Raw genomic sequence first — 22,590 nt, forward strand, 5'->3', positions numbered from 1 at the left:
CCGCTGTACGTCGAGCGTCAGTTGACGCTGACCGCCGCGCCGCCGCTGGTCACCGGGGCGTACTTCGCGGTGAAGTAGCCGTTGGCGAAGCACAGCGAGGAGCCGGACGACTTGGTGAACTGCTGGGCGGTGAAGGTGATGCTGCTGTCCGTGTTGTCGGACGTGCCGGTCAGGCTGGGTGCCTGGTAGACGCAGTTGATGGAGCCGAGCAGGGTGCGCAGCACCACCGTGGTCTGGATGGTGGAGCCGCTCGCCGGGGTGACGGTGAGGGTGCCGTCCGAGGAGGCGCTCGCCGTGTAGGGCAGGTTGTTGACGGTGATGCTGGTGACGCCGAGGACGCCGACCACGTTCGCGGAGCAGTTGCCGAAGGAGTGCGCGGTGAGCGACTCGGTGGCGGTGCCGGGCGCCTCCGGGTTGTCGGTGACGGTGGCGGCGAACTCGGAGCCGGCACAGGTGACGCCGCTGGTGCCGGTCGCGCTGGAGTAGAGGGTGGCGTTGGTGCCGGAGGCCAGCGACGCGTTCAGGACGTCACCGACCGCGACGTCGCCGCCCGCGGTGGTGAGGACCGCGCCGGCCGCCGCGGCCGGGGTGATGGCCGGAAGCGTGAGGGCGACAGCGGTGCCGACGACAGCAAGGAGGGGGCGAATACGCATGCGGGTGCCTCTTTCTCAACTGATGACGCTCATGGGGGAGTTGTGGGGGTCGATGGGGGTGATGGGAGGTCGATGGGGGGTGATGGGGGGGATGGGTGATGGGGGGATGGCGGTCGACGGGGCCGCCGTCGCCGGGCCGGGACGTCTTCTCCGTACGTGAAGGACCGGTGACGGCGGCCGGGCGGGACCGGCCGGGGCCGGCCGGAAAGCACGGGGGGGTGGGTACTCTCCGGCCGGCCGCGCCGGTTCCGTGGGGGGATGCGGACTCGTGCGCCGGCGGCCCGTCGCGGGGACGGAAACCGCCGGTCGTGATGCGAACGTCCGGGACGCGGCGGAGCACGCCGCGGGAACGGATCCGGCGCCACGGATCCGGGCTGGGGCCACCGAGAGTTGTAGACCTGATACTCCGTCAACGTCAATACTTTGTAGGTAAGTTGGCGATGAACACGGTTTTTCCACAACTCCCTTGACCCCTTGGTGTAACCATCGGTAACTTCCTCGATGGCTACTGCCGCGTAACCAGAAAGCCCTTACGTCCTCCGGGAGTCGCAGGGGCGGTGCGCGGCAGCCGCTGTCCGCGCCAGGACAACGCGCCACTGAAGCCCACCTCGCACGACTTCAGCGCATGGGAGCAGACATGGCCTCGTCCTCGGACGTCACGTCGTCCGCCGAGAACACCCCCGGGGAGCCGGAGAACGGATCCGCGGCCAGACGCGGCCGGGTCCGGCTGCGCCGGGCCGCGGTGATGGCGGTGCCCGCCGCCGCGGTCGCCGCCGCACTGGCGGTCCTCACCGCCGAGGGAGCCCTCGGGGTGCAGTTCGCGATCTCCGGCATGCCGTTCGTGGTCACCGCCGACAAACTCGAAGGCGAGGGGTTCGCCCAGTTCGGCGGCCTCGACAACATGATCGAGAACAGCCCCAACGAGGGCGACACCGGCGGTCAGGTGCTGGTTGTCACCTCGGTCGTGAAGAACGGCAAGCTGACCAATCTCTGCCAGAGCGTCGACCTCGGCGGCATCCAGCTCGTGCTGACCGCGGGCGACGGCTCCACGCCGGTGAGCGTGAAGAACCTCGCCATCGACTCCGACGACATCACGGGCAACGCCGAGTTCAACAACATCGAGATCGGCCGGGACTCCAGCACCTTCGACAAGGTGCCGATCAAGGGCCCCGAGGGCGTATACGGCCAGCAGGCGGACAGCGTCGTCATCACCGACCTGTACCAGCACAACTACGCGGCCACCGCCGCCGTCTTCAAACTCCCCAACCTGCACATGCGGTTCGGCGGCAAGGGCTGCCCGCAGTGAGCCGCGCCCGGCGGTGGCGGGACGGCCTCGGCCGGGGGCGGAGCAGCTTCCGGCAGTGGCGGGGCCGCCGGCCCTTCGCGGGCGGGGTCCTGCTCACGCTGGCCGGCGGGGAGATCCTGCTGACCATGAAGGCACCGCTGCCGGTGATCCTGCACGTCGGCATGCAGGGCCTGGCGGGCTATCTCCTGCCGGCCCTGATGGTGCTCTGCGGTCTGCTGATCCTCTTCAACCCGGCCCAGCGGCTGTTCTACTCCGTGGTGGCCGTGCTGCTGTCGCTGGGCACCTGGCTCACGTCGAACATCGGCGGTTTCGTCGTCGGGATCCTGCTGGGGGTCGTGGGCAGTTGTCTGACCTTCGGCTGGCTGCCCGACCAGGAGCCGAGGGTGAGCCGCCGCGCGCGGCGCGCTGACGCCGGAACCTTTTCGTCGGTCCGATAGTTTCTACATTGCTGTAGAGGCATTTGGATCACGAGCGTCAGGAGCGCACATGGCCCTGTGGGACCGCATCAAGGAGTCCGCGTCGACGATGCAGACCCAGTTGACGGCGAAGAAGAACGACCTGAAGAGCGGTGCCTTCCGGGACGCGAGCATGGCGATGTGCGCCCTGGTCGCGGCGGCGGACGGCACCGTCGACCCCTCGGAGCGGCAGCGCGTGGCCCAGCTCATCGCGGGCAACGAGGTGCTCCAGAACTTCCCCGCCGACGATCTGCGCCGCCGTTTCGAGGCCAACCTCGACAAGCTCACCGCCGACTTCGCCTTCGGCAAGGTGAGCGTGCTCCAGGAGGTGGCCAAGGCCAAGAAGAAGCCGGCCGAGGCACGGGCCGTCGTCCAGATCGGCATCGTCATCGGCGGCGCCGACGGCCACTTCGACAAGGACGAGCAGGCGGTCGTCCGCGAGGCGTGCTACGCCCTCGACCTGCCGCCGCACGAGTTCGACCTCTGAGCGACCCCACCTCCGTGAGTCCCGGGGGCGGGCCGGACGCACCACCGGCCCGCCCCTCGGGACGCACGGTTGCGGGGGCGGTCGTAGGCCGCACGGCACCCCGGCGGCGGCAAGTCCTCAGGTATGTACGGGCGTTCACTTGACTACCGGTGGTCACTGGCGGTTGGCTCCGAGCCTACGCACGGTCTCCCCCGGTGCCCCACCCCCGCGCACCGGCGGAGCCGGCCCTTCCTCCTGCTCTGCCGCACAGCGAGGTGCAGCCCCCCATGACCACTCCCCGCGCCACCGCCCCGGCCGTTCTGGCCGCCGTCTGTTGTCTTCTCCTCGGTCCCCTGCTCGCCGGCTGCACCGCCGGCGCCTCCCCCGGTCCGGACTCCGGCGCGGCGGGCCGCGCGCCCGGCCGGATCAAGGTCGTCCTGATCACCCACGGGGCCGAGGGCGACGTCTTCTGGGAACGCGTCCGCAAGGGCGCCGAGGCGGCGGCCGCCAAGGACCGCGTCGACCTCACGTACGCGAGCGACGCCGACGCCGCCGGACAGGCCCGGCTGGTGCGGGACGCGATCCGCGACAAGGCCGACGGCATCGCGGTGACACTCGCCAAACCGCGGGCGATGGCGAAGCCGGTGGCCGAGGCCCGGGCCGCCGGGATCCCGGTCGTCGGCCTCAACTCCGGTATCGACGCCTGGCGTTCGGCCGGACTCCTGGAGTACTTCGGCCAGGACGAGAGCCTCGCGGGCCGCGCCGTCGGCGACCGGCTGGACGACCTCGGCGCCGAGCACGCCCTGTGCGTCATCCACGAGCGCGGCAACATCGCCCTGGAGGCGCGCTGCGCTGGCGTGAAGAAGACCTTCGCCGGGCGCACCGAGATGCTCTATGTCGACGGCACCGACATGGACGCGATGACCGCGGCCGTGACGGCGGCGCTGCGCCGCAGCCCCGACGTGGACGAAGTCATCACCAACGGGGCGCAGTTCGCGCTCGCCGCGGTGACGTCGGTGAAGCGGGCGGGCAGCGGGGCCCGGGTCGCCACCTTCGACCTCACCGGGGAGCTGGTCGAGGCGGTCCGCGACGGCAGGGTGCAGTTCGCCGTCGATCAGCAGCCCTATCTCCAGGGCTATCTCGCCGTGGACGCGCTCTGGCTCCACGAGACCAACGGCAACGTCAGCGGCGGCGGTGTGGCCCCGGTGCTGACCGGCCCCGCCTTCGTCACGAAGGCCGATGTCGCCTCGGTGGCCCGCTTCGCCGCCAACGGCACCCGCTGACCGCTAAGTTGGCCCCGCCCGGACAGCGCGTCCGGCATGCCTCCCCGCTAGGACGACCATGTCTGCACGGACCGGTGCCCGGCGCCGCCGTATCGGCTCCATACGTCTCTCCCTGATCCTTCTCGCCCTGGTGCCCGGCGTCACCCTCGCCGCGATGTGGAGCGTGACGACGATCCAGATGTTCTCGGAGGGACTGCGGCTGCGCGCGCAGACCGAACTGAGCCGGTCGACCGGCGCCATGGGCACCGAGGCCACGCTCGCGCTCCAGCGGGAGCGCAGCCTGTCGGCCGTGTGGCTGGCCACGCCCGAGGGGGCCAGGGCGCCGTTGGAGGCGGCGCGGCTGCAGACGGACGAGGCGGTCGCCCGGCTCGTCTCGCGGGCCGACGACATCCAGCAGGCGCCCGCCCGGGTCCGGGACCGCATGTACTCGGTGGTCGCCTCCGTGAGCAGCCTGGAGTACTACCGGGGCCAGGTCGACGACCCCACCGACATCACGGCCGCGCAGGCGCTTGACCAGTACACCTCGATCATCGACGACCAGATCCACGCCTTCCAGGAGCTGTCGCAGGTCGACGACGGCGACCTCGCCTCCCAGGCCGGACCGCTCGTCGCGCTGGAGCACGCGGCGGAACTGGTCTCCGAGGAGGACCTCTACCTCACCCTGGCCGGACCGCGGCGGCGGATGGACGAGCCGACCTGGGCGGCGTTCACCCAGACCGTGAACGCGCGCCGCTGGCTGGTGCGGGACCAGATCGTCCCCACCCTCACCGGTTCCACGAAGACCAGGACCGAGAAGATCCTGCGGAGCGCGCAGTGGCGGACCCTGGAGGCCATCGAGGACCAGGTGCTGGCAGCCCGGCCGGACCGCACCGCGGACGGCGACATCCCGCTGCCGGACGTGGGGAGGCAGTGGCGGGCGGCGCTCGTGAACGTCTCCGACGCCTACTCGGCGCTCATCCGGCAGGAGACCGGGGCGCTCCTCACCCGCAGCGCGGACGACGCGACCGGGCTGCTGGTCAAGGCGGGCGCGCTGAGCACCGGCGGTCTGGTGGCGCTGCTGCTGTGCGTGGCGATGTCCTGGCGGATCACGCGGTCGCTGTCCCTGCGGCTGCGCGGGCTGCGGCTGGCCACGCTGAGCCTGGCGCAGGAGCGGCTCCCCGACGTGGTGACGCGGCTCGACCGGGGAGAGACCGTCGACGTGGACTCGGCGGCCCCGCCCCTGGACTACGGTGGCGACGAACTGGGCCAGGTGGCCCAGGCGTTCAACACGGCCCAGCGCACCGCCGTGCACACCGCGGTCGAACTCGCCGACACCCGGCGCGGCTTCCAGAAGGTCATCCTGGGCATCGCCCGGCAGAGCCAGAACCTGGTCAACCTCCAGCTCGGCAAGCTCGACACCCTGGAACGTGCCCACCGGGACCCCGAGGTGCTCAAGGGGCTGCGCGAACTCGACTCCACGGCCAGCCAGTTGCGGCGCTATCAGGAGAACCTCGTCATCATCAGCGGGGGCCGGCCCGGCCGCACCTGGCCCGAGCCGGTGGCGCTGGCCGACATCCTGCGCGGCGCGGTGGGCGAGGTCGCCGAGTACCGGCGGGTGGAGGTGCGCGCCGCGGAGGAGGCGGCGATCGTGCCGCCCGCCGTGGCCGACGTGATCCATCTGCTGGCCGAGCTGATCGACAACGCGACCTCCTACTCACCGGCACCGAACCCGGTCGAGGTGCGGGCCGCGCCGGCCGCCGAGGGGCTGGCCATCGAGGTCGAGGACCGCGGGCTCGGTCTGTCCGAGGAGGACTACGCCTCCTTCAACGCCCAGTTGGCGGTGGAGCCGGCCTTCGACGTGGTGGCGCTCGCCGACGACCTGCGGCTCGGCATGTTCGTGATCGCCCGGCTCGCCACCCGGCACGGCATCTCCGTGACACTGCGCCCCTCGGCGTACGGCGGCACGACCGCCCTCGTGCTCCTCCCGCCCGACATCGTGGTCCGCGACGAGCGGCCCCGGCCCCCCGCCCCGGGCCCGGCACCGCTCCCCCGGCGGACCCCGCGCACTCCGCGAACTCCCCGGCCTCAGGGCACTCACCGGGCGAACCTCGTCGTCGAACCGCGCGCGGAGGACCACGAATCGCTCAACTCTCTTGCCGTTTCGGACGACTTCACGGCAGAACGCGCCGCCTCCTCGCTGGGCGCGTTCCAGCGCGGCACGCTCCAGGCCCGCGCGGAAGACGCAGAGGACACCGACGCGGACGCCGACACAGACCCGGACGCGGTCACCGACCCGCCGAAGACCCCGACCCCCCTCCCTCCCGCCGACCGCTCATGAAGGACACCGCCATGACACTCCCCGTCCCCGCCACCAACCCCCAGCTCGACCAGCTCCTCACCGGCCTGGTCGACCGGGTCGCCGATGTGAACCAGGCCGTCGTGCTCTCCGAGGACGGGATGGTGGTGAGCAAGTCGACGGGGTTCCTGCGCGAGGACGCCGAACGGCTGGCCGCGACCGCGTCCGGTCTGATGAGCCTCAGCAAGGGCGTCAGCATGGACTTCCGGGGCGGCCCGGTGCGCCAGGCGCTCATCGAGATGGCCCACACCTATCTGATCCTCACCTCGGCCGGACCGGGGGCCAATCTCGTCGTGCTGACCGGCTCCAAGGCGGACGTCGGCGTGGTGGCGTACCAGATGAACATGCTGGTGAAGAAGATCGGCGAGCACCTCAGCGCGGCGCCGCGGAACGGTCTGGGCGGGATCTGATCGCACTCAGCGGGCTGTCGCCGATTTCCGGCCAAGCCCGCTGAGCCGATTGACGCCCCTCGGCCTCACCCCTACCTTCTGACCGACTCGCCGAACCACGTTCGAGATATCGACCATACGGCACCGGTTGGAGCACGCATGACCCCCTCGCCCCGCCCGCACCCCTCCCGCCGTCTCGTCCTCGGGATGGCCGCCACCGCGCCGCTGGCCGCGACCGGCGCCCTGACGCTCGGCGCAGGCACCGCCCGGGCGGCCGACGCCGCGTATGTGATGAGCTACTTCACCGAGTCCACCAACCTCGGTGACGGCACCGACTACGGCCTGCACCTGGCCGTCAGCACGGACGGACTGCGCTGGACCCCGCTGAACGGGAACGACCCGGTGGTCACGCCCACGGAGGGCGCGCTCGGACTGCGCGACCCGTTCGTGCTGCGCAAGCAGGACGGCACGTTCGTGGTGCTCGCCACCGACCTCAAGGGCACCGACTGGAGCTACAACAGCCAGTACATCCACGTCTGGAACTCCACCGACCTGCGCACCTTCACCGGCTACCACCGGCTGAAGCTGCACGGCATGACGACCCACAGTTGGGCCCCGGAGGCGTTCTGGGACGCCGGACGCGGCCAGTACGCGATCATCTACTCGTCGGTGAACTCCAGCGGGCACAACGTGCTGATGGTGAACCACACCACCGACTTCGTGACGGTGTCGGCGCCCCAGGTCTTCTTCGACCCCGGGTACGACGTGATCGACGGCGACATGGCCGTCGGCGTGAACGGCGTCAACTACCTCTACTTCAAGAAGAACCAGACCCTGGTGGGCGCCCGGTCCACCTCCCTCGACCCGGGCAGCTTCACGGAGTTCAGCACGGGCGTGGCGCACGGCGGCACCGAGGCACCGACCCTGGTCAGATCCCTCACCACCGGAAGCTGGTGGCTCTGGGGAGACACGTACACCCCCAACGGCGTCTTCTACGCCTGGCAGTCGGGCGACCTGGCGTCGGGCACCTGGACCCCGCTCGACCAGCGGACCTACACCCAGCCGGTCAACTCCAAGCACTGCGGCATCACGACGATCACCGCGGCCCAGCACACCGCCCTGCTCGACCACTGGGGCGCCCCGGCCTGGAACCGCCTCAAGTCCTACAACTTCCCGGCCCGTTACGTCCGCCACTCCGGCTTCGTCGGCAGGATCGACGTCTACCCGGTCGAGCCGTACAAGGACTCGCTGTGGACGCTGGTGCCGGGCCTCGCGGACAGCTCCGGGGTGTCCTTCCGGTCGGTCAACTACCCGACCCGCTATCTGCGCCACTACGACTACCAGATGCGCCTGGACGGCGACGACGGCACGGCCGTGTTCGCGGCCGACGCGACCTTCCACCGTACGGCGGGCTTGGCGGACGCGAGCTGGACGTCCTTCCGGTCGTACAACAACCCGACCCGGTATCTCCGGCACGCCGACTACGTGCTGCGCGTGGACCCGGTGTCGACGGCCACGGACCGGCAGGACGCCACCTTCCAGGTCGGCCACTGATCCGCCGTACGCCTCACAACGCGGCCAGTACCGGCAGGAGTTCCGTCGCCGCCGTCACGTCGCCGGTGAGCGGGCGGTCGTCCGTGCCGAGCGGCAGGGCGGCCGACGCCACGGCGAACGCGTCGACCGGCGGCGGCGCGGGCAGCAGCCGCAACGCCCGTACGGCGGAGACCAGTTCGCAGGCCAGTACGGTGGCGTAGGCGTCCGTGGCCCGCAGGGTCTGGCGGGCGGCCTGGCCCGCGAAGCTCGCCGCCTCCTCCAGGCCCCGGGAGAGGACGGCGTGTCCCGCCGAGGCCGGGGCGGCGCACGAACGCAGCTCCGCGAGTGCCGAGTTGGCGGTGTACTCCAGGATCATCGTGCCCGAGCTGCTCGCGGGCCCTACGGCGAGGAAGGCGGACAGTCCGGTGAGCCCCGGGTCGCCGAGCGCGGTGAGCCGGGCGGCGGAGAGCTGGGCGGTCTGGAGCAGGGCGAGGTTCGCCGCGTCCAGGGCCAGGCCCAGGGGCGCGGCGAAGAAGCCGCCGTGGTGGTGGGCGGCGGTGCCGTCGGGGGTGATGACGGGGTTCTCCGAAGGGCAGTTGACCTCCACCTCCACGATCTCGCGGAGCCGGTCGGCGGCGTCCAGGGCGCAGCCGTGGGCCTGCGGGAAGGCCCGGAAGCCGAACGGGTCCTGGATCCGCCGGCCGGGCGGCCCCGGGGCCCGCTCGTCCAGCCCGAGGTGACGCCGTACCTCGGCGGCGGCGCGGGCGGCGCCGGGGTAGGGCCGCAGCGCGTGCACGGGCGCCGCGTACGCCTCCGCCGAGCCGGACACCGCGGCCAGCGACAGCGCGGCGACGGCGTGGGTGGCCCGCAGGAGGGTGTCGAGACCGGACTGCGCCAGGGCGGCCTGCCCGAGCGCGAGCGCGTTGCTGCTGAGCAGGGCGAGCGCGTCACCGGGACGGAGGGTGACGGGGGCGGGAAGCGCGGCGGGCCCCGCCGGCACCGCGGGCGGTGCGTCCTCTGGCGCGGGTCCGCCCTGAAGCACCGCGGGCTGCACCGCAGCCGTCAACTCCCCTTCCACCCAAGGGCGTTCGCCTATGAGCGTGAGTCCGGTCTGAGCGAGGGCCGTGAGGTCGCCGGTGCCCACCGCGCCGTACTCGTGGACCTCCGGGTGGACGCCCAGGCGCAGGGCCTCGGTGAGGGCGTCGATAAAGGCGGGTTGGATGCCGGAGCCGCCGGCGAGGAGCTGGTTGGCGCGGACGGCGAGCATCGCGCGGACCTGGCGGGCCGGAAGCAGCGCCCCGGCGCCGCCCGCGTGACTGCGCAGCAGCCGCAGCCCGTGCGCGCGCTCGTCGTGCGGGTCGACCGGCACGGAGCGCTGCGCGCCGACGCCGGTGCCACGGCCGTACAGGCTCCCGGTGGCGGCGAGGCGTTCGGCGGCGCGCCAGGAGCGCAGGGCGCGGTCGCGTGCCTCGGGGGCGACGGCGGGCACGGCCGCACCGTCGGCGAGCGCGATCAGCTCGCCGACGGTGAGGGTGGTGCCGTTCAGGACGACCCGGCCGGGGCCGTCCGGGGTGCGGTCCACGGGTGGTTCAGGGGTGGGGCCGGGATCAGTCCAGGCCCACCGACTTGAGCCACTCCTTGGCGACGTCCAGCGGGTCCTTGCTCTCCAACTGCACCTGGGAGTCCAGGTCGAGCAGGGTCTTGGTGTCCAGCTTGGCGGAGACGGCGTTCAGCGCGTCGATCGCCTCCTGGGTGAGGCCGCTCTTGTAGGCGAGGGGCGTCACGTTGGCGAACCCGAAGAGGTTCTCCGGGTCCTGGAGGACGACGAACTTCTCCTTGGTGATCGTCGGGTCCGTGGTGAAGATGTCCGCCGCCTGCACGGTGTTCTTCTTCAGCGCCGCCTGGGTCAGCGGGCCGCCCGCGTCGAGCGCCTTGAAGGACTTGAACTTCAGCCCGTACACCGACTCCAGGCCGACCATGCCCTGCTGCCGGGTCTGGAACTCCGGCGAGCCGCCGAGGATCAGCTCGGGCGCTATGTCCTTGAGGTCGGCCAGCGTCGAGTCACCGGTGAGGTTGTACTTCTCGGCGGTCTCCGCGTTGATCGTGACGGAGTCCTTGTCCTCGGCCGGCGAGGACTCCAGCAGCGTCAGCTTGGAGTCGAGCTTGGCCGACGCGGCCGCGTTCACGGTCGCGAGGGACTTCTGCTCGGCCTTGGGGTCGAGGTAGGCGAGCAGCGAGCCGTTGTACTCCGGCAGAACGGTGATGGAACCGTTCTTGAGCAGGCCGTACGTCGTCTCGCGGCTGCCGATGTTGGGCTTGTAGGAGACCTTGATGCCCTTGGCCTTCAGGGCCTCGCCGTAGATGTCGGCGAGCAGGATGCTCTCGGCGAAGTTGTTGGACCCGACGACGACGGTGCCGCCGGCCGCCTTGTCACCGGCCAGGGGGTCGTCGGCGGTGTCGTCGGACGAGGAGGAACATCCCGCCAGCAGGGCCGCGCTCGCGGCGAGCGCGACCGCCGCCGCGCCGGGGTGGTTCCTGAAGGACCTGGACCTGCTGCTGTGGGCGTTGGAAGTCACGGTTCCGTTCCGAGCTCTGGGGGGCGAGGACGTGTCGCGGTGGAGCTGTCGGGCATGACGTCGGCACGGCCGGGGCCGGCGGACGGGTAAACGCCCTGGCCTGATCCAATCCACCCCGTTCTTGGTCAGTCAAGTGCGGTCCGACTGCCGATTGGGTTTGTTTCGTGGGGACTTGTGTGTTGTTCGGCCGCCAAACGTGCAGAACCTGGGGGCGCTTCGTAATGGATTCTTGACGTAGGGCAACACACGGGGCCGTACAAAGAAGCGATAGTGTCCCCAGAGTTGACGTCAACCACGGCGGTGTGCGGGGGCCGCTCGGGTGCCGTTCCGCACATCCGGTCACACGTGTGCCCGTCATCACGCTCGCAACACCCCCTTGAAGGAGGCCCGGTGTCCACGAAAGAGGTGGACGCGCCCGCCCGGTCGGCCCGTTCGGCACCGTCGTCCCCGCGACGGGGACTGCGGGGATTCGCCGACCGATGGCCCTTCCAGCGCAAGCTGAACGTACTCGTCGGTATCCCGCTGACGGTGATCGCCCTGCTCCTCACGTACCTGATCGTCGATCTGGTGCAGGAGTCCAACCGTGCCGAGTCGGCGGCCCAACTGGTGCGGGACAGCGCCCAGGTGGCCCAGCTCGTCGCCGAACTCCAGGACGAGCACCAGCAGGCGGTCCTGCTCTCCGTGCGCTACCAGGCGTCGTTCGACGGGGGCACGCCCTCCACCGACGCCTACCGGCAGTCCCAGCTCGCGGTCGACGCACAGGTCCGCAAGGTGGTCGACGCCTTCGGCGACCGGCTGCCCGACACCGAGGCACAGGCGCTGCGCGAGGTCCAGGGTCTGGCCGGCCTGCGGGACACCATCGAGCAGAGCTATCTGCCCGCCGACAACATCGACCCGGCGTACGCGAACGCGTCCAAGGCCCTCATCGACGGCCTCGGTCTGGACCGCAACACCGGTCTGGCGACCACCTTCACCGGCAATCTGCTCGACTCGCTGCTGCGCGCCGACGCCGCGCACGGCGCCTACGAGACCGGCGTGTTCTCCGCCCGGACCGGTGACAGCAACGCGCTCATCGAGTTCACCGGCGCGGTCGGCTCCTACGAGGTGTACCAGTACCAGGCCGAGCGGTTCGCCCGCTTCGCCACCGAGGCGCAGACCGACCGGCTGCACGGCATCGAGCACAACTCCTCGCAGGCGGTGATCGGCCAGCACTTCGCCGAACTCGCCGTGGATCCCTCGGCGTTGCAGGCGGAGTCCAAGGCCGACATCCGGACCGCGTTCCGGGCGGCCCTCGCCTCCTACCCCGAGTACAGCGCGCAGTCCGAGATGCGGCTGAAGATCACCACGTCGCTGATCGACGACATCGCCGACCGCGCCGACGAGGCCGCCTCCAGCGCCGAGCTGCGCGCCGGTCTGCTGCTGAACCTGGCGCTGCTCAGCTTCGTCCTGTGGATCGCCTTCTCGGTGCTGGTCCGCCGTTCCGTGGTCCGGCCGGTGCTGGCGCTGACCGGCGCCGCGCAGGAGGTCGCCGACATCGCCGGGCGCGAGCTGGCCCGGGTGGCCGACGACGACGCCGAGGAGTCCGGCCCGCCGAAGCTGCGCGAACTGCCCGTCACCGCGGACGACGAGATCGGCGAACTCGCCGAGGCGTTCAACAACGTGCAGACCACCGCGGCCGCCCTGCTGGAGCGCCAGGTGCTCAGCCGGCGCAACGTCGCCGAGATGTTCGGCAACGTCGGCCGCCGCGTCAGCAACCTGACCACCCGTCAGCTCGCCCTGATCGACGCGGTGGAGCGCGGCGAGACCGACCCGGCGCTGCTCGAACGCCTCTACTCCATCGACCACATCGCCGTCCGGCTCCGCCGCAACGCCGACAGCCTGATGCTGCTCGCCGGCATCCGCGAGACCGTCCTCGACTCCGGGCCGACCGCGCTCACCAACGTGGTGCGCGCCGCGCTCGGCCAGATCGAGGGCTTCCAGCGGGTACGGCTGTACGCCGGTTCCGAGACGATCGTGGAGCCCGACATCATCGGCGACCTGACGCTGATGATCGCCGAACTCCTGGAGAACGCGGTGTCGTTCTCGCCCGAGGGCAGCGCCGTCGAGGTGGCGGTGGACTCCTCGGAGGGCGGCGCGACGATCACCGTGGCCGACCACGGCCTCGGCATGAGCGCCGAGCGGCTGGCCGAGGAGAACGCCCGTCTGGTGCGCCGTGAGCGTCTCGACCTGGTGCCGACGAAGGTGCTCGGCCTGTTCGTGGTCGGCGCCCTGGCCCGCCGCTGGGACATCGACGTCGCCCTCTCCCGTACCCCGGGCGGCGGTGTGACGGCCGAGGTGACCATCCCGTCGTCCCTGCTGCTGACGCTGAGCGGTGTGGACGGACCGGCGGACGCCTCGGCCCCGGCCGAGCTGCCCGCCCCGTCGGCGCCGTCGGCGGGCCCGTCCCGCGCGAACTCCGTGCCGTCCTGGGCCGTCACCGAGGAGGCCGAGGAGGCCGGCCCGCTCCCCCGCCGGGTGCCACGCCGCGAGCAGGAGCAGGAGACGGCCGCGGGGCACGAGTCCGTCGAGGAGGCATCCTCCGAGGCGACCGCCCCGCAGGAGACCGCCGACGCACCCGACCCGGTGACCCCCGTCCCGCCGGCGGCCCCCGTACGCTCCGGCGTCCCGGCCGTCCCGACCCCCCGCACCAGCTCCGAGGGCACGTCGCCCCTGGCCACCGCCCCGGAGCCGAAGCAGGAACCGGCACAGGCACAGGCACGGACACCGGCACAAGCACCGGCACCCGCACCCGCACCCGCACCCGCACCCGCACCCACACCCAGCCCCGACCGCACACCCGCCAACGGCCACGCCTCACCCGCCGCCGCCATGGCCACCGGCGACGACGGCCCCCGCCCCCTCCGCCGCCGGGTGCGCGGAGCGACCCTGCGGACCACCCCGGACGCCGCCCAGCAGGCGGCCCGCCAGGCCGCCCGCCCCGCCGACGCGGACGCCGTCCGCAGCGCGCTGGAGGAGTTCGAGGAGGCCGTCGAACGCGCCCACCGCGACTCGGTCGGCGACACCGGCGAACACACGCGGCCGCACCCGCAGCCGACACCCGAACGGCACCCTGAACCGAGCCCCGAACCCACCCCCACCGAGCACCACCAGAACCACCTTCCGGAAGGAGCCGAGCAGTGAGCACGTCGACAGGTGAGACTCCCTCGGGAGACGCCACGCCGACCGATCTGCGCGCAGCGGCAGCCGACTTCACCTGGCTGCTCAACCGTTTCGCCACCGAGACGGCGGGCGTCGTGGACGCGATCGCGGTGTCCTCCGACGGCCTGCTGATCGCCGTGTCGGAACTGCGCGAGCACGCCGACTCCGAGCGGCTGGCCGCGATCGTCTCCGGCATCACCAGCCTCGCCGCGGGCGCCTCCGGCAACTACGGCCTGGGCGGTCTGAACAAGGTCATCATCGATCTGGAGGGCGGTCACGTCCTGGTCTCCGCGATCGGCAGCGGCGCCGTGCTCGGCGTGGTCACCGACAAGGAGGCCAAGCTGGGCAACATCGCCTACGAGATGACGGTGTTCGCCAACCGCGCGGGCACCGCGCTCAGTCCGCAGCTCGTGCTGGAGCTGAAGAACAGCGTCGGCGCCACGCGGACGCGCTGAGCGTCCGGCACCGCAGGAACCGCAGAGGAAGCGAACGACACCGATGGCGGACGGCCGGACTCCGGACGACGTGGACGACGACGGACTCGTACCGGTCCGCCCCGCGTCCGCCGTACGGCCCTTCCTGGTCACCGCGGGCCGGGTCGCGGGCGCGGGCGAGGCGTCGTCCGGCCGGACGATGCCAGTCGAGACCCAACTGGTCGCCACCAGTGAGGGACTCGCCGTGCTCGACCGGCTCTCCTTCGAACAGCACGACATCGTCGCCGCTTGCAGGCAACCGCAGTCGATCGCGGAGATCGCCGCCAGACTGAAGCTGCACCTGAACGTGGTGCGGGTCCTCGCCGAGGACCTGCGGACGGCGGGGCAGCTCTCCGTGCACGTGCCCGACTCCGGCGTCACCCATGACGCGTCCGTACTGCGCAGGGTTATCGATGGCCTGCGGGCCATCCCCGACTCCCGGGGGGTACTCCGTGACTCCGACTGAACCGCTGGTCCGCACCCGGACCGGCCAGGCCGCCGTGCGGCCGCCGCTGCCGGTGAAACTGGTGATCGCGGGCGGCTTCGGCGTCGGCAAGACCACCGCCGTCGGCTCGATCTCCGAGATCGAGCCGCTCACCACCGAGGCCGCCATCACCGAGGTCGCCGCGGGTGTGGACGACCTCAGCCACACCCCGACCAAGACCACCACGACGGTCGCGATGGACTTCGGCTGCATCACCATCGATCCGACCCTGAAGCTCTACCTGTTCGGCACCCCCGGGCAGGAACGGTTCGGCTTCATGTGGGACGACCTCGTGGAGGGCGCCGTCGGCGGCCTCGTCATCGTCGACACCCGCCGGCTCGACGACTGCTACGCGGCCGTGGACTACTTCGAGCACAAGCAGATCCCGTTCGCGGTCGCCGTCAACGCCTTCGACGGCCGGGTCGCGCACACGCTGGACGAGGTCCGCTGGGCCCTCGACGTGTCCGAAGGCGTCCCGATCCTGGTCTTCGACGCCCGTGAACGGGGCTCGGTGCGGGACGCGCTGCTGGTCGTCCTGGAACAGGCACTGGCCCGCACCCAGAGCTGAGCACGGGCCGTACGCCGCGACACGAAGGGTGGCTCGGACACGAAGGGCGGCTCGCCGGACGGAAAGACCGTCCGGCGAGCCGCCCTTGTGCGTCCGGCCCGGGTCAGTCGCTCCGCCGCACCCCCGCCGAGACCGCGACCCGGCCCACCGCCCAGAACAGCCCGAGCGTGACGAGGGCCAGCCCCGCGACCAGGGTGGCGCCGCCGACGACCTTCTCGTAGTCGCGCTGGTAGAGACCGTCGACGATGTACCGGCCGAGGCCGCCGAGACTGACGTACGCGGCGATGGTGGCCGTGGAGACGATCTGGATGGCCGCCGAGCGCAGCCCGCCCAGGATCAGCGGGAGGGCGACCGGGAGTTCGACCCGCAGCAGGACCCCGGCCTCCCGCATGCCCATGCCCCGCGCGGCGTCCACCGGGGACCGGTCGACGGAGCGCACCGCCTCGTAGGTGGTGACCAGGATCGGCGGGACGGCGAGCACCACCAGCGGGATCATCACCGGCAGCATGCCGAAGCCGATGAGCATGGTCATCAGCACCAGCAGACCGAAGGTCGGCAGCGCCCGCGCGGCGGTGGCGATCAGCGACAGGGTGTTCCCGCCGCGCCCGAAGTGCCCGGTGAGCAGGCCGACCGGCAGTCCGATCAGGGCGGCCAGGGCGAGCGCCTCCAGGGTGTACCCGATGTGCTCGCCCACCCGGGTGGGGATGCCGTCGTAGCCCTGCCAGTGCGCGTGGTCGCCGAAGAACGCCTGGACGTAGTGGAGTACGTTCACGGGGCCACCGCCTCCTTGCGGGCGCGGAGGTCGGCGCGTCCCGCCGTGCCGCTCGGCATCCACGGCGTCAGCAGGACCCGGGCGCCGACCAGCAGGGCGTCGGCGAGGATCGCGAGGACGGCCATGGTGAGCACGGCGTTCCAGGCGAGTTCGGGCCGGTTGTAGATGGTCGCGTCGTGCAGCAGGTTGCCGAGGGCGCCCTGGTTGCCGATCAGGGTGCCGACGCTGACCAGGCTGATGCTGGACACCGTCGCCACCCGCAGGCCCGCGATGATGGCGGGCACGGCGATCGGCAACTGCACCTGGACGTACCGGCGTACGGGTCCGAAGCCCATGGCGGAGGCGGCGGCGAGGGTCTCCTGCGGGACCGAGCGGACGCCGTCGACGATCGCCGGGACCAGGACGACGAGCGTGTAGACGGTGAGCGGGATCATCACCGTGGTCTCGGTCTGGCCGGTGTAGTCGATGAGGACGACGAAGAACGCCAGCGACGGGATCGCGTAGAGGACCGTCGTCACCCACAGGACGGGCGGGTACAGCCAGCGCAGCCGGACGCAGAGCTGGGCGAGCGGCAGCGCGAGCAGCAGTCCGCCCAGGACCGGCAGCAGCGCCTCGCGCAGATGGAGCCCGATCAGACCGGCCCAACTGTGCTGGAGGTCGCTGGGGATGTCGAAGAAGCGGTTCACCGGGCGGCCTTCTGCACGGCGGCGGGCCGCTCCGCGAGGGCGTCGGCGGCGTCGGTCTCGGTGGCGTGGGCGCCGCGGATCGCCTCGCCGATGGCCGTCTGGGAGACGACACCGGCGGCCCGTCCCTCGCCGTCGACGGCGACCGCCCAGCCGGTCGGGGAGAGCACCGCGCAGTCCAGCGCGGCCCGCAGCGAGTCCCGCCCGGCGACGAACGGCCGCCCGTAGGGCAGCAGCCGGCCGGTGTCGACGTCCCCGGCGGTCAGCTCCCGCGGCTCGCTCCAGCCGAGCGGCCTGCCGTCCAGGTCGGTGACGAGGAGGTAGGGGACGTCGTCGGAGGTGCGGGCGGCGATCTGCGCGGCGCTCGCGTCGACGGCGACGATCGGCGTGGTCAGCAGGTCGAGTCCGGCGGAGGAGAAGAACGACAGGCGCCGGATGCCGCGGTCGGCGCCGAGGAAGTCCTCGACGAACGCGTCGGCCGGCTGGGAGAGCAGCTCGGCGGGCGGCGCGAACTGCGCGAGCCGGCCGCCGGTGCGCAGTACGGCGACCATGGTGCCGAGCTTGACCGCCTCGTCGATGTCATGCGTGACGAAGACGATCGTCTTGCCCAACTCCGCCTGAATGCGCAGAAGTTCGTCCTGGAGACCCTTGCGGACGATGGGGTCGACGGCGGAGAACGGCTCGTCCATCAGCAGCACCGGCGGATCCGCGGCGAGCGCCCGCGCCACGCCGACGCGCTGCTGCTGGCCCCCGGAGAGCTGGTAGGGGTAGCGCTTGGCCAACGAGGCGTCGAGGCCGACGCGCTCCATCAACTCCCGTGCCCTGGCACGGGACTTGTCCTTGCTCCAGCCCAGCAGCCGGGGCACGGTGGCGATGTTGTCGACGATCGTGCGGTGCTGGAAGAGCCCGGCGTTCTGGATGACGTAACCCATCGACCGGCGCAGGTTGTTGACCGGCTGCTGCCGGGTGTCCTGGCCGTCGATGGAGATGGTGCCCTCGCTGGGTTCCACCATCCGGTTGATCATCCGCAGTGTCGTGGTCTTGCCGCATCCCGAGGGGCCGACGAGGACGGTGATCGCGCGGTCCGGTATCTCCAGGGAGAGCCGGTCCACCGCCACCGTGCCGTCCGGGTACCGCTTGGTGACTGAATCTATCCGTATCAAAACGCCGAACGCCCTTCGGGTCTGCCACGATCCGCCCGTTCTCGGCCATCTGAGTTCGAGCCGTTGCGGGGAGAGTCTAGACCGCTTGTGTTGCGGGGGTTTTGACGGGAGACGGGTCAGGCGCCCCGCGCGTCGATCGCGGCCTGGAGGGACTCCCGGTAGCCGTCGCTGGTGACCGTCGCGCCGGACACCGTGTCGATGTCCGCGCTCTGCGCCTCCAGGGTCGCCGCGATCAGCCGGGGCACGGCGGCCGCGGTCTGCGGATGGTCCGGCTGCTTGAGCAGCCTCACGGCCGTGATCGTGTCCCCGTCGTAGGTCAACTGGACCTGGACGTCGCCCTTTTCGGTGCGGACGGTCGTCCCGGTGACGGTGTCCCCGGCGGTGGCGCTTCCCTCCGCAGGGTCCACGGAGACGGACGACGCGGCAGGGGCCGACGGCTCGTAGCGCCAGACGGGGATCAGTCCCGCCACGGACAGGACCAGGACGGGCAGAGCTCGCTTCACGGTGCTGTTTCTCCCTGTTTCATCCGGCCAGGCTGAAGCGTTCGAAGTGGATCTGCCGCGCGGGCACGCCCAGTTCGCGCAGGGTGCCGAGGACCGCGGTCATCATCGGCGGCGGCCCGCACAGGAAGACGTCCCGTTCGGCGATGTCCGGTACCAGCGCGGCCAGTTCGCGCGGACCCAGCCGGTCCGGCACCGGCGGCCCGGTGACCAGGTGCAGGTCGGCGCCCTTGGCGAGGGCCAGTTGACGCAGTTCGTCGTGGAGCACGGCGTCCCGCTCCGCTGCCACCCGGTGGACCACCACGGCATGCCCGTCGATCTCCTCCAGGAGCGCCCGGACCGGCGTGACGCCGACCCCGCCGGCGATGAGCAGGGAGGCGGGTCGGGTGCGGTGCAGCGCGGTGAACGCGCCGTAGGGTCCCTCGGCGAACACCCGGGTGCCGGGCCGCAGATGGCGCAGGGACGCGGAACCGGCACCGGCCGCCTTCACGGTGAGCCGCAGCCGGGTGCCGTCGGGCGCGGCCGACAGGGAGTACGGATTCGCCTGCCACCAGCGGTCCCTGGTCAGGAACCGCCACAGGAAGAACTGGCCGGCCCGGGCGGGCAGTCGGTCCAGGTGCCGTCCGGTGATGTACACGGACACCACCTGGTCGTTCTCGGGGACGACGGCCTCGACGCGCAGCCGGTGGCGGAGGTTGCGGCGCAGCGGCAGCAGCAGCCGGCCGGTCACCAGTGCCGCCCCGGCCGTGATCCACAGGGTGTACCAGTACGCCGTGGCGGCGGCCGACGCGGTGAAGGTCGTCCCGACGGCGACCTGGTGGGTGAAGGCCAGGACCACGGCGGCGTAGGTGTAGAGATGGATGAAGTGCCAGGTCTCGTAGGCCAGTCGGCGGCGGGCCCGGCGGGCGGAGACGGCGCCGACGACCAGGATCAGCGCCGTCGCGACGGTGGCGCGCAGCACGCCCTCGACGGTCTCGGCCAGGTCGACGAGCCGGCTCACCGGGTCCAGCGACGAGGACCGGGCGTATCCGAAGGTGATGAACACCAGGTGCGCGACCAGCGTCCGGAGCAGGCCGAAGCCGGTCCAGCGGTGCCAGTTCGTCAGCCGGTCCATGCCGATGCGGCGGTCGAGCCAGGGCAGCCGGGCGACCAGCAGCAGTTGGAACGCCATGAGCAGGGCGCCGTACAGCCCGGCGAACCGGCCGATGACGACGAGTGCGTTGGAGGCGAAGCCCGCCTGGACGGCGAGGAGGGTCACGACGGCGGCGTTCGCCGCGAGCAGCGCGTACAGGCCGGTGCGGGCCACGGCTGCGGGCCGTACCGAGGTGGGGGACACGGGCGGCGACGGGGCGGTGGGGACGGTCGTCACGGAAGGAAGCTCCTTGATCGGATCCTGGTCCGGATCCTCGGAACCCGAGCTTCGCCGTGCTTCGCTGTCGTTTTCCTGTCGTACGACTTTCAAAGGCGTATCGATCTTCGGCGGGCGGCGGACGGGGCTGCTGCGGTCCGGGGCCGGTGGCGCAGTATGGGCGGGTGGAAAAAGTACGACTCCTCGTCGTGGACGACGACCCGCCGATCGCCGACCTCGTGGCGACGGTCGCCCGCTACGAGGGCTGGGACGCCGTCACCGCGAACTCGGGCGAGGAAGCGCTGCGCCGCGCCGCGGAGTTCCGTCCGGACATCGTGGTGCTCGACCTGATGCTGCCCGACCTCGACGGCTTCGGTGTCCTGGACCGGCTGCGGCGCTCCGGCACGATGGTGCCGGTGGTGTTCCTCACCGCCCGCGACGGGGTGGCCGACCGGGTGGCGGGACTGACCCGCGGCGGTGACGACTACCTGGTGAAGCCGTTCGCGGTGGAGGAGTTGATGGCGCGGCTGCGGACGGTGCTGCGGCGCAGCGCCGGGCCCGCCTTCCAGCGCTCGGTCCTGCGGGTGGCGGACCTGACCATGGACGAGGACACCCGCGAGGTGCGCCGCGCCGGACGGCCCCTCACCCTGACCCCGACCGAGTACGAGGTGCTGCGCTATCTGATGCGCAGATCGCCGACCGTCCTCACCAAGGCGCAGATCCTCGACCATGTCTGGGAGTACGGCTTCGGCGGTCGCTCCAACGTGGTGGAACTGGTCGTCAGCCGGCTGCGCCGCAAGCTCGACGCGACCGGCGAGGACCCGCTGATCCGGACGGTCCGCGGCTTCGGGTACGCGATACGCCAGGCGTCCGAATGAGCGGCGGCCTCAGGGGCCTGCGCCGGTCGTACCGGCGGCTCCGGCTCGGCACCCGGCTCGCGCTGGGTCTCGGCGCGCTCGCGCTGGTGGTGTTCGCCGTGGTGGGCACCGCCCTGACGACGTACATGCGGGACTATCTGTCGGCGCAGCTCGACGACCAGCTCAAGCTCGCGCAGGTCGCCCAGTCCAAGAGCATCGCGGACTCCGGCACGCTCGCCGGCAAGAAGTACTACAGGTGGTACTACGCGGTGTACGACGTCCGGGGCGGCGTCCCCGTGCTGCGCGGGCCGGAGGACCCGGCCGATGTCCCCGAGGACGTCGGTGTGCTCACCGCCCTGGCCCGTGAGCGGACCGCCACCGGCACCGAGGTGCTGCGCACCGCGCACCTCGACGGCGAGGGCGGGTACCGGCTGCGGGCCTGTGAGGTGGAGCCCGGGGTGATCCTGGTCAGCGGCGCGCCGCTGGACGGCATCGAGGACACCGTGCGGATGCTCGTCACGATCCAGGTGGTGATCTTCGGTCTGGCGCTGCTGGCCCTGGTGGTGTTCGGCCGGGCGATGCTGCGGCGCGGTCTCCAGCCGCTGAGCGACATGGCGCGCACCGCGCACGGCATCGCCTCGCACGACCTGTCCGAGTCGGCGTCCCGGCTGCCGCTGCGCGCGGAGGCGCCGGGCGGCGGGCCCGAGGTGGAGGAGCTGCGGACGGCGTTCAACACGATGCTGGAGCACATCGACGCCTCCCTGGCCGTGCGCGCGGAGGCGGAGCAGCGGCTGCGGCGGTTCGTCGCGGACGCCTCGCACGAACTGCGTACACCCCTGATGTCGGTCCGCGGCTACGCCGACCTGTTCCAGTACGCGGCCGCCAACGCGCCCGAGGAGCGGGAGCGGCATCTGGCCCGGCTGCGCGCCGAGGCCGCCCGGATGGGGTTCCTCCTCGACGATCTGCTGCTGCTCGCGCGGCTGGACGCGGCCGAGGTGGACGCCGCCCCGCTGCGGATGGCGGACACCGATCTGGTGGACCTGGTCGGGCAGGCGGCCGACGCGTTCCGGGCCGGCCATCACGGCCACCCGCTGACGGTCCTGCCGGGCCCGGCCTCGGTCCGGCTGCGGCTCGATCCGCACCGGGTCCGTCAGGTGCTGGACAACCTGCTCACCAACGCGGCCGTGCACACCCCGCCCGGCACCCCGGTCTCGGTCGGCGTGCTGGCCGCCGGCGGGACGGCACGGGTGCGGGTCGCCGACCGGGGTCCCGGGATCCCGCCGGGCGACCGCGACCAGGTCTTCGACCGCTTCTACCGGGTCGACAAGGCCCGCAGCCGGGACCGCGGGGGCAGCGGCCTCGGGCTGTCCGTGGCCCGCTCCCTGGTCCAGGCCCACGGCGGCACCCTGGACCTGGACGGCGGGCCGGGGGCGACGGTGTTCACGGTGACGCTGCCGCTGGGCGGGCCGGGGGCGTAGCGCGCGGGGGCACGGGCAGAACTCTCACAGCGTCGCCGTACCGTGCGCCGCCGTACCCGCCGCGCCCCGC

The 22,590-nt window shown here is 71.9% G+C and carries 21 protein-coding genes; 13 read left to right on the top strand and 8 right to left on the bottom strand.

Annotated elements, in window-relative coordinates:
- Nucleotides 1-17: 17 nt before the first annotated feature.
- Nucleotides 18-653, bottom strand: coding sequence for a Tat pathway signal sequence domain protein (locus G6W55_RS08615; RefSeq protein ID WP_175520192.1), 636 nt, complete (start codon nt 651-653; stop codon nt 18-20).
- Nucleotides 654-1,290: 637 nt separating this feature from the next.
- On the opposite strand from G6W55_RS08615, the gene G6W55_RS08620 reads away from it, so the two are divergent.
- The 7 genes from G6W55_RS08620 (at nt 1,291) to G6W55_RS08650 (ending at nt 8,441) form a co-directional block, all read left to right on the top strand.
- Nucleotides 1,291-1,959, top strand: coding sequence for a DUF6230 family protein (locus G6W55_RS08620; RefSeq protein WP_175520193.1), 669 nt, complete (start codon nt 1,291-1,293; stop codon nt 1,957-1,959).
- Nucleotides 1,956-2,396, top strand: a complete 441-nt coding sequence (locus tag G6W55_RS08625) for a DUF6114 domain-containing protein (protein WP_175520194.1) — start codon at nt 1,956-1,958, stop codon at nt 2,394-2,396. The genes G6W55_RS08620 and G6W55_RS08625 overlap by 4 nt, the downstream gene beginning before the upstream one ends.
- Nucleotides 2,397-2,445: 49 nt before the next feature.
- Nucleotides 2,446-2,901 carry a tellurite resistance TerB family protein gene (locus tag G6W55_RS08630; RefSeq protein ID WP_030793173.1) on the top strand — a complete coding sequence of 152 codons (456 nt, stop codon included), beginning with the start codon at nt 2,446-2,448 and terminating at the stop codon, nt 2,899-2,901.
- Nucleotides 2,902-3,167: 266 nt separating this feature from the next.
- Nucleotides 3,168-4,163, top strand: a complete 996-nt coding sequence (locus G6W55_RS08635) for a substrate-binding domain-containing protein (RefSeq protein WP_175520195.1) — start codon at nt 3,168-3,170, stop codon at nt 4,161-4,163.
- A 58-nt stretch (nt 4,164-4,221) separates the two neighbouring features.
- The gene (locus G6W55_RS08640; RefSeq protein ID WP_175520196.1) at nt 4,222-6,480 is read left to right on the top strand and encodes a nitrate- and nitrite sensing domain-containing protein; all 2,259 of its coding nucleotides are present in this window, start codon (nt 4,222-4,224) and stop codon (nt 6,478-6,480) included.
- 11 nt (nt 6,481-6,491) lie between these two features.
- On the top strand, nt 6,492-6,908 hold the full coding sequence (locus tag G6W55_RS08645; protein WP_175520197.1) for a roadblock/LC7 domain-containing protein: 417 nt from the start codon (nt 6,492-6,494) through the stop codon (nt 6,906-6,908).
- 138 nt (nt 6,909-7,046) lie between these two features.
- Nucleotides 7,047-8,441 (top strand): glycoside hydrolase family 43 protein, encoded by a 1,395-nt coding sequence (locus G6W55_RS08650; RefSeq protein ID WP_175520198.1) that lies wholly within the window; start codon nt 7,047-7,049, stop codon nt 8,439-8,441.
- Between the two features lie 13 nt (nt 8,442-8,454).
- On the opposite strand, the gene G6W55_RS08655 is transcribed toward G6W55_RS08650, so the two are convergent.
- Nucleotides 8,455-10,002, bottom strand: coding sequence for an aromatic amino acid ammonia-lyase (locus G6W55_RS08655; protein ID WP_175520199.1), 1,548 nt, complete (start codon nt 10,000-10,002; stop codon nt 8,455-8,457).
- Between the two features lie 25 nt (nt 10,003-10,027).
- Nucleotides 10,028-10,996, bottom strand: coding sequence for an ABC transporter substrate-binding protein (locus G6W55_RS08660; RefSeq protein WP_175520200.1), 969 nt, complete (start codon nt 10,994-10,996; stop codon nt 10,028-10,030).
- A gap of 390 nt (nt 10,997-11,386) precedes the next feature.
- On the opposite strand from G6W55_RS08660, the gene G6W55_RS08665 reads away from it, so the two are divergent.
- From G6W55_RS08665 to G6W55_RS08680, 4 genes are read left to right on the top strand one after another with little or no spacing between them, the layout of a single operon-like run.
- Nucleotides 11,387-14,176, top strand: coding sequence for a sensor histidine kinase (locus G6W55_RS08665; RefSeq protein WP_175520201.1), 2,790 nt, complete (start codon nt 11,387-11,389; stop codon nt 14,174-14,176).
- Nucleotides 14,173-14,649, top strand: coding sequence for a roadblock/LC7 domain-containing protein (locus G6W55_RS08670; RefSeq protein WP_030793193.1), 477 nt, complete (start codon nt 14,173-14,175; stop codon nt 14,647-14,649). The genes G6W55_RS08665 and G6W55_RS08670 overlap by 4 nt, the downstream gene beginning before the upstream one ends.
- Nucleotides 14,650-14,692: 43 nt before the next feature.
- Nucleotides 14,693-15,133, top strand: coding sequence for a DUF742 domain-containing protein (locus G6W55_RS08675; protein WP_175520202.1), 441 nt, complete (start codon nt 14,693-14,695; stop codon nt 15,131-15,133).
- Entirely contained in the window at nt 15,120-15,719 is a 600-nt protein-coding gene (locus tag G6W55_RS08680) for an ATP/GTP-binding protein (protein ID WP_175520203.1), read from the top strand. Before G6W55_RS08675 ends, G6W55_RS08680 begins: the two co-directional genes overlap by 14 nt.
- Before the next feature lie 103 nt (nt 15,720-15,822).
- On the opposite strand, the gene G6W55_RS08685 is transcribed toward G6W55_RS08680, so the two are convergent.
- The 5 genes from G6W55_RS08685 to G6W55_RS08705 all read right to left on the bottom strand — a co-directional run bounded on the left by G6W55_RS08685 (nt 15,823) and on the right by G6W55_RS08705 (nt 20,206).
- Complete coding sequence (locus tag G6W55_RS08685) at nt 15,823-16,491, bottom strand: ABC transporter permease (protein WP_175520204.1); 669 nt, start codon at nt 16,489-16,491, stop codon at nt 15,823-15,825.
- The gene (locus G6W55_RS08690; RefSeq protein ID WP_175520205.1) at nt 16,488-17,177 is read right to left on the bottom strand and encodes an ABC transporter permease; all 690 of its coding nucleotides are present in this window, start codon (nt 17,175-17,177) and stop codon (nt 16,488-16,490) included. The genes G6W55_RS08685 and G6W55_RS08690 overlap by 4 nt, the downstream gene beginning before the upstream one ends.
- Nucleotides 17,174-18,337 carry an ABC transporter ATP-binding protein gene (locus tag G6W55_RS08695; protein WP_175520206.1) on the bottom strand — a complete coding sequence of 388 codons (1,164 nt, stop codon included), beginning with the start codon at nt 18,335-18,337 and terminating at the stop codon, nt 17,174-17,176. Before G6W55_RS08695 ends, G6W55_RS08690 begins: the two co-directional genes overlap by 4 nt.
- Nucleotides 18,338-18,453: 116 nt before the next feature.
- Complete coding sequence (locus G6W55_RS08700; RefSeq protein ID WP_078635372.1) at nt 18,454-18,840, bottom strand: FMN-binding protein; 387 nt, start codon at nt 18,838-18,840, stop codon at nt 18,454-18,456.
- Between the two features lie 19 nt (nt 18,841-18,859).
- Nucleotides 18,860-20,206: a ferric reductase-like transmembrane domain-containing protein gene (locus G6W55_RS08705; RefSeq protein ID WP_175520207.1), complete on the bottom strand. Its 1,347-nt coding sequence runs from the start codon at nt 20,204-20,206 to the stop codon at nt 18,860-18,862.
- A 164-nt stretch (nt 20,207-20,370) separates the two neighbouring features.
- On the opposite strand from G6W55_RS08705, the gene G6W55_RS08710 reads away from it, so the two are divergent.
- On the top strand, nt 20,371-21,063 hold the full coding sequence (locus G6W55_RS08710) for a response regulator transcription factor (RefSeq protein WP_078635367.1): 693 nt from the start codon (nt 20,371-20,373) through the stop codon (nt 21,061-21,063).
- Entirely contained in the window at nt 21,060-22,520 is a 1,461-nt protein-coding gene (locus G6W55_RS08715; protein WP_175520208.1) for a cell wall metabolism sensor histidine kinase WalK, read from the top strand. Before G6W55_RS08710 ends, G6W55_RS08715 begins: the two co-directional genes overlap by 4 nt.
- The last annotated feature ends 70 nt before the right edge of the window (nt 22,521-22,590 follow it).

This window comes from Streptomyces sp. CAI-85, from assembly GCF_013363615.1.
GTDB classification, from domain to species: domain Bacteria; phylum Actinomycetota; class Actinomycetes; order Streptomycetales; family Streptomycetaceae; genus Streptomyces; species Streptomyces antibioticus_B.

What these genes read in the sequence shown, in the direction of transcription:
- G6W55_RS08615 (WP_175520192.1), bottom strand. Translation starts at nt 653, where the DNA reads ATGCGTATTCGCCCCCTCCTTGCTGTCGTCGGCACCGCTGTCGCCCTC.
- G6W55_RS08620 (WP_175520193.1), top strand. Translation starts at nt 1,291, where the DNA reads ATGGCCTCGTCCTCGGACGTCACGTCGTCCGCCGAGAACACCCCCGGG.
- G6W55_RS08630 (WP_030793173.1), top strand. Translation starts at nt 2,446, where the DNA reads ATGGCCCTGTGGGACCGCATCAAGGAGTCCGCGTCGACGATGCAGACC.
- G6W55_RS08635 (WP_175520195.1), top strand. Translation starts at nt 3,168, where the DNA reads ATGACCACTCCCCGCGCCACCGCCCCGGCCGTTCTGGCCGCCGTCTGT.
- G6W55_RS08640 (WP_175520196.1), top strand. Translation starts at nt 4,222, where the DNA reads ATGTCTGCACGGACCGGTGCCCGGCGCCGCCGTATCGGCTCCATACGT.
- G6W55_RS08645 (WP_175520197.1), top strand. Translation starts at nt 6,492, where the DNA reads ATGACACTCCCCGTCCCCGCCACCAACCCCCAGCTCGACCAGCTCCTC.
- G6W55_RS08650 (WP_175520198.1), top strand. Translation starts at nt 7,047, where the DNA reads ATGACCCCCTCGCCCCGCCCGCACCCCTCCCGCCGTCTCGTCCTCGGG.
- G6W55_RS08675 (WP_175520202.1), top strand. Translation starts at nt 14,693, where the DNA reads ATGGCGGACGGCCGGACTCCGGACGACGTGGACGACGACGGACTCGTA.
- G6W55_RS08715 (WP_175520208.1), top strand. Translation starts at nt 21,060, where the DNA reads ATGAGCGGCGGCCTCAGGGGCCTGCGCCGGTCGTACCGGCGGCTCCGG.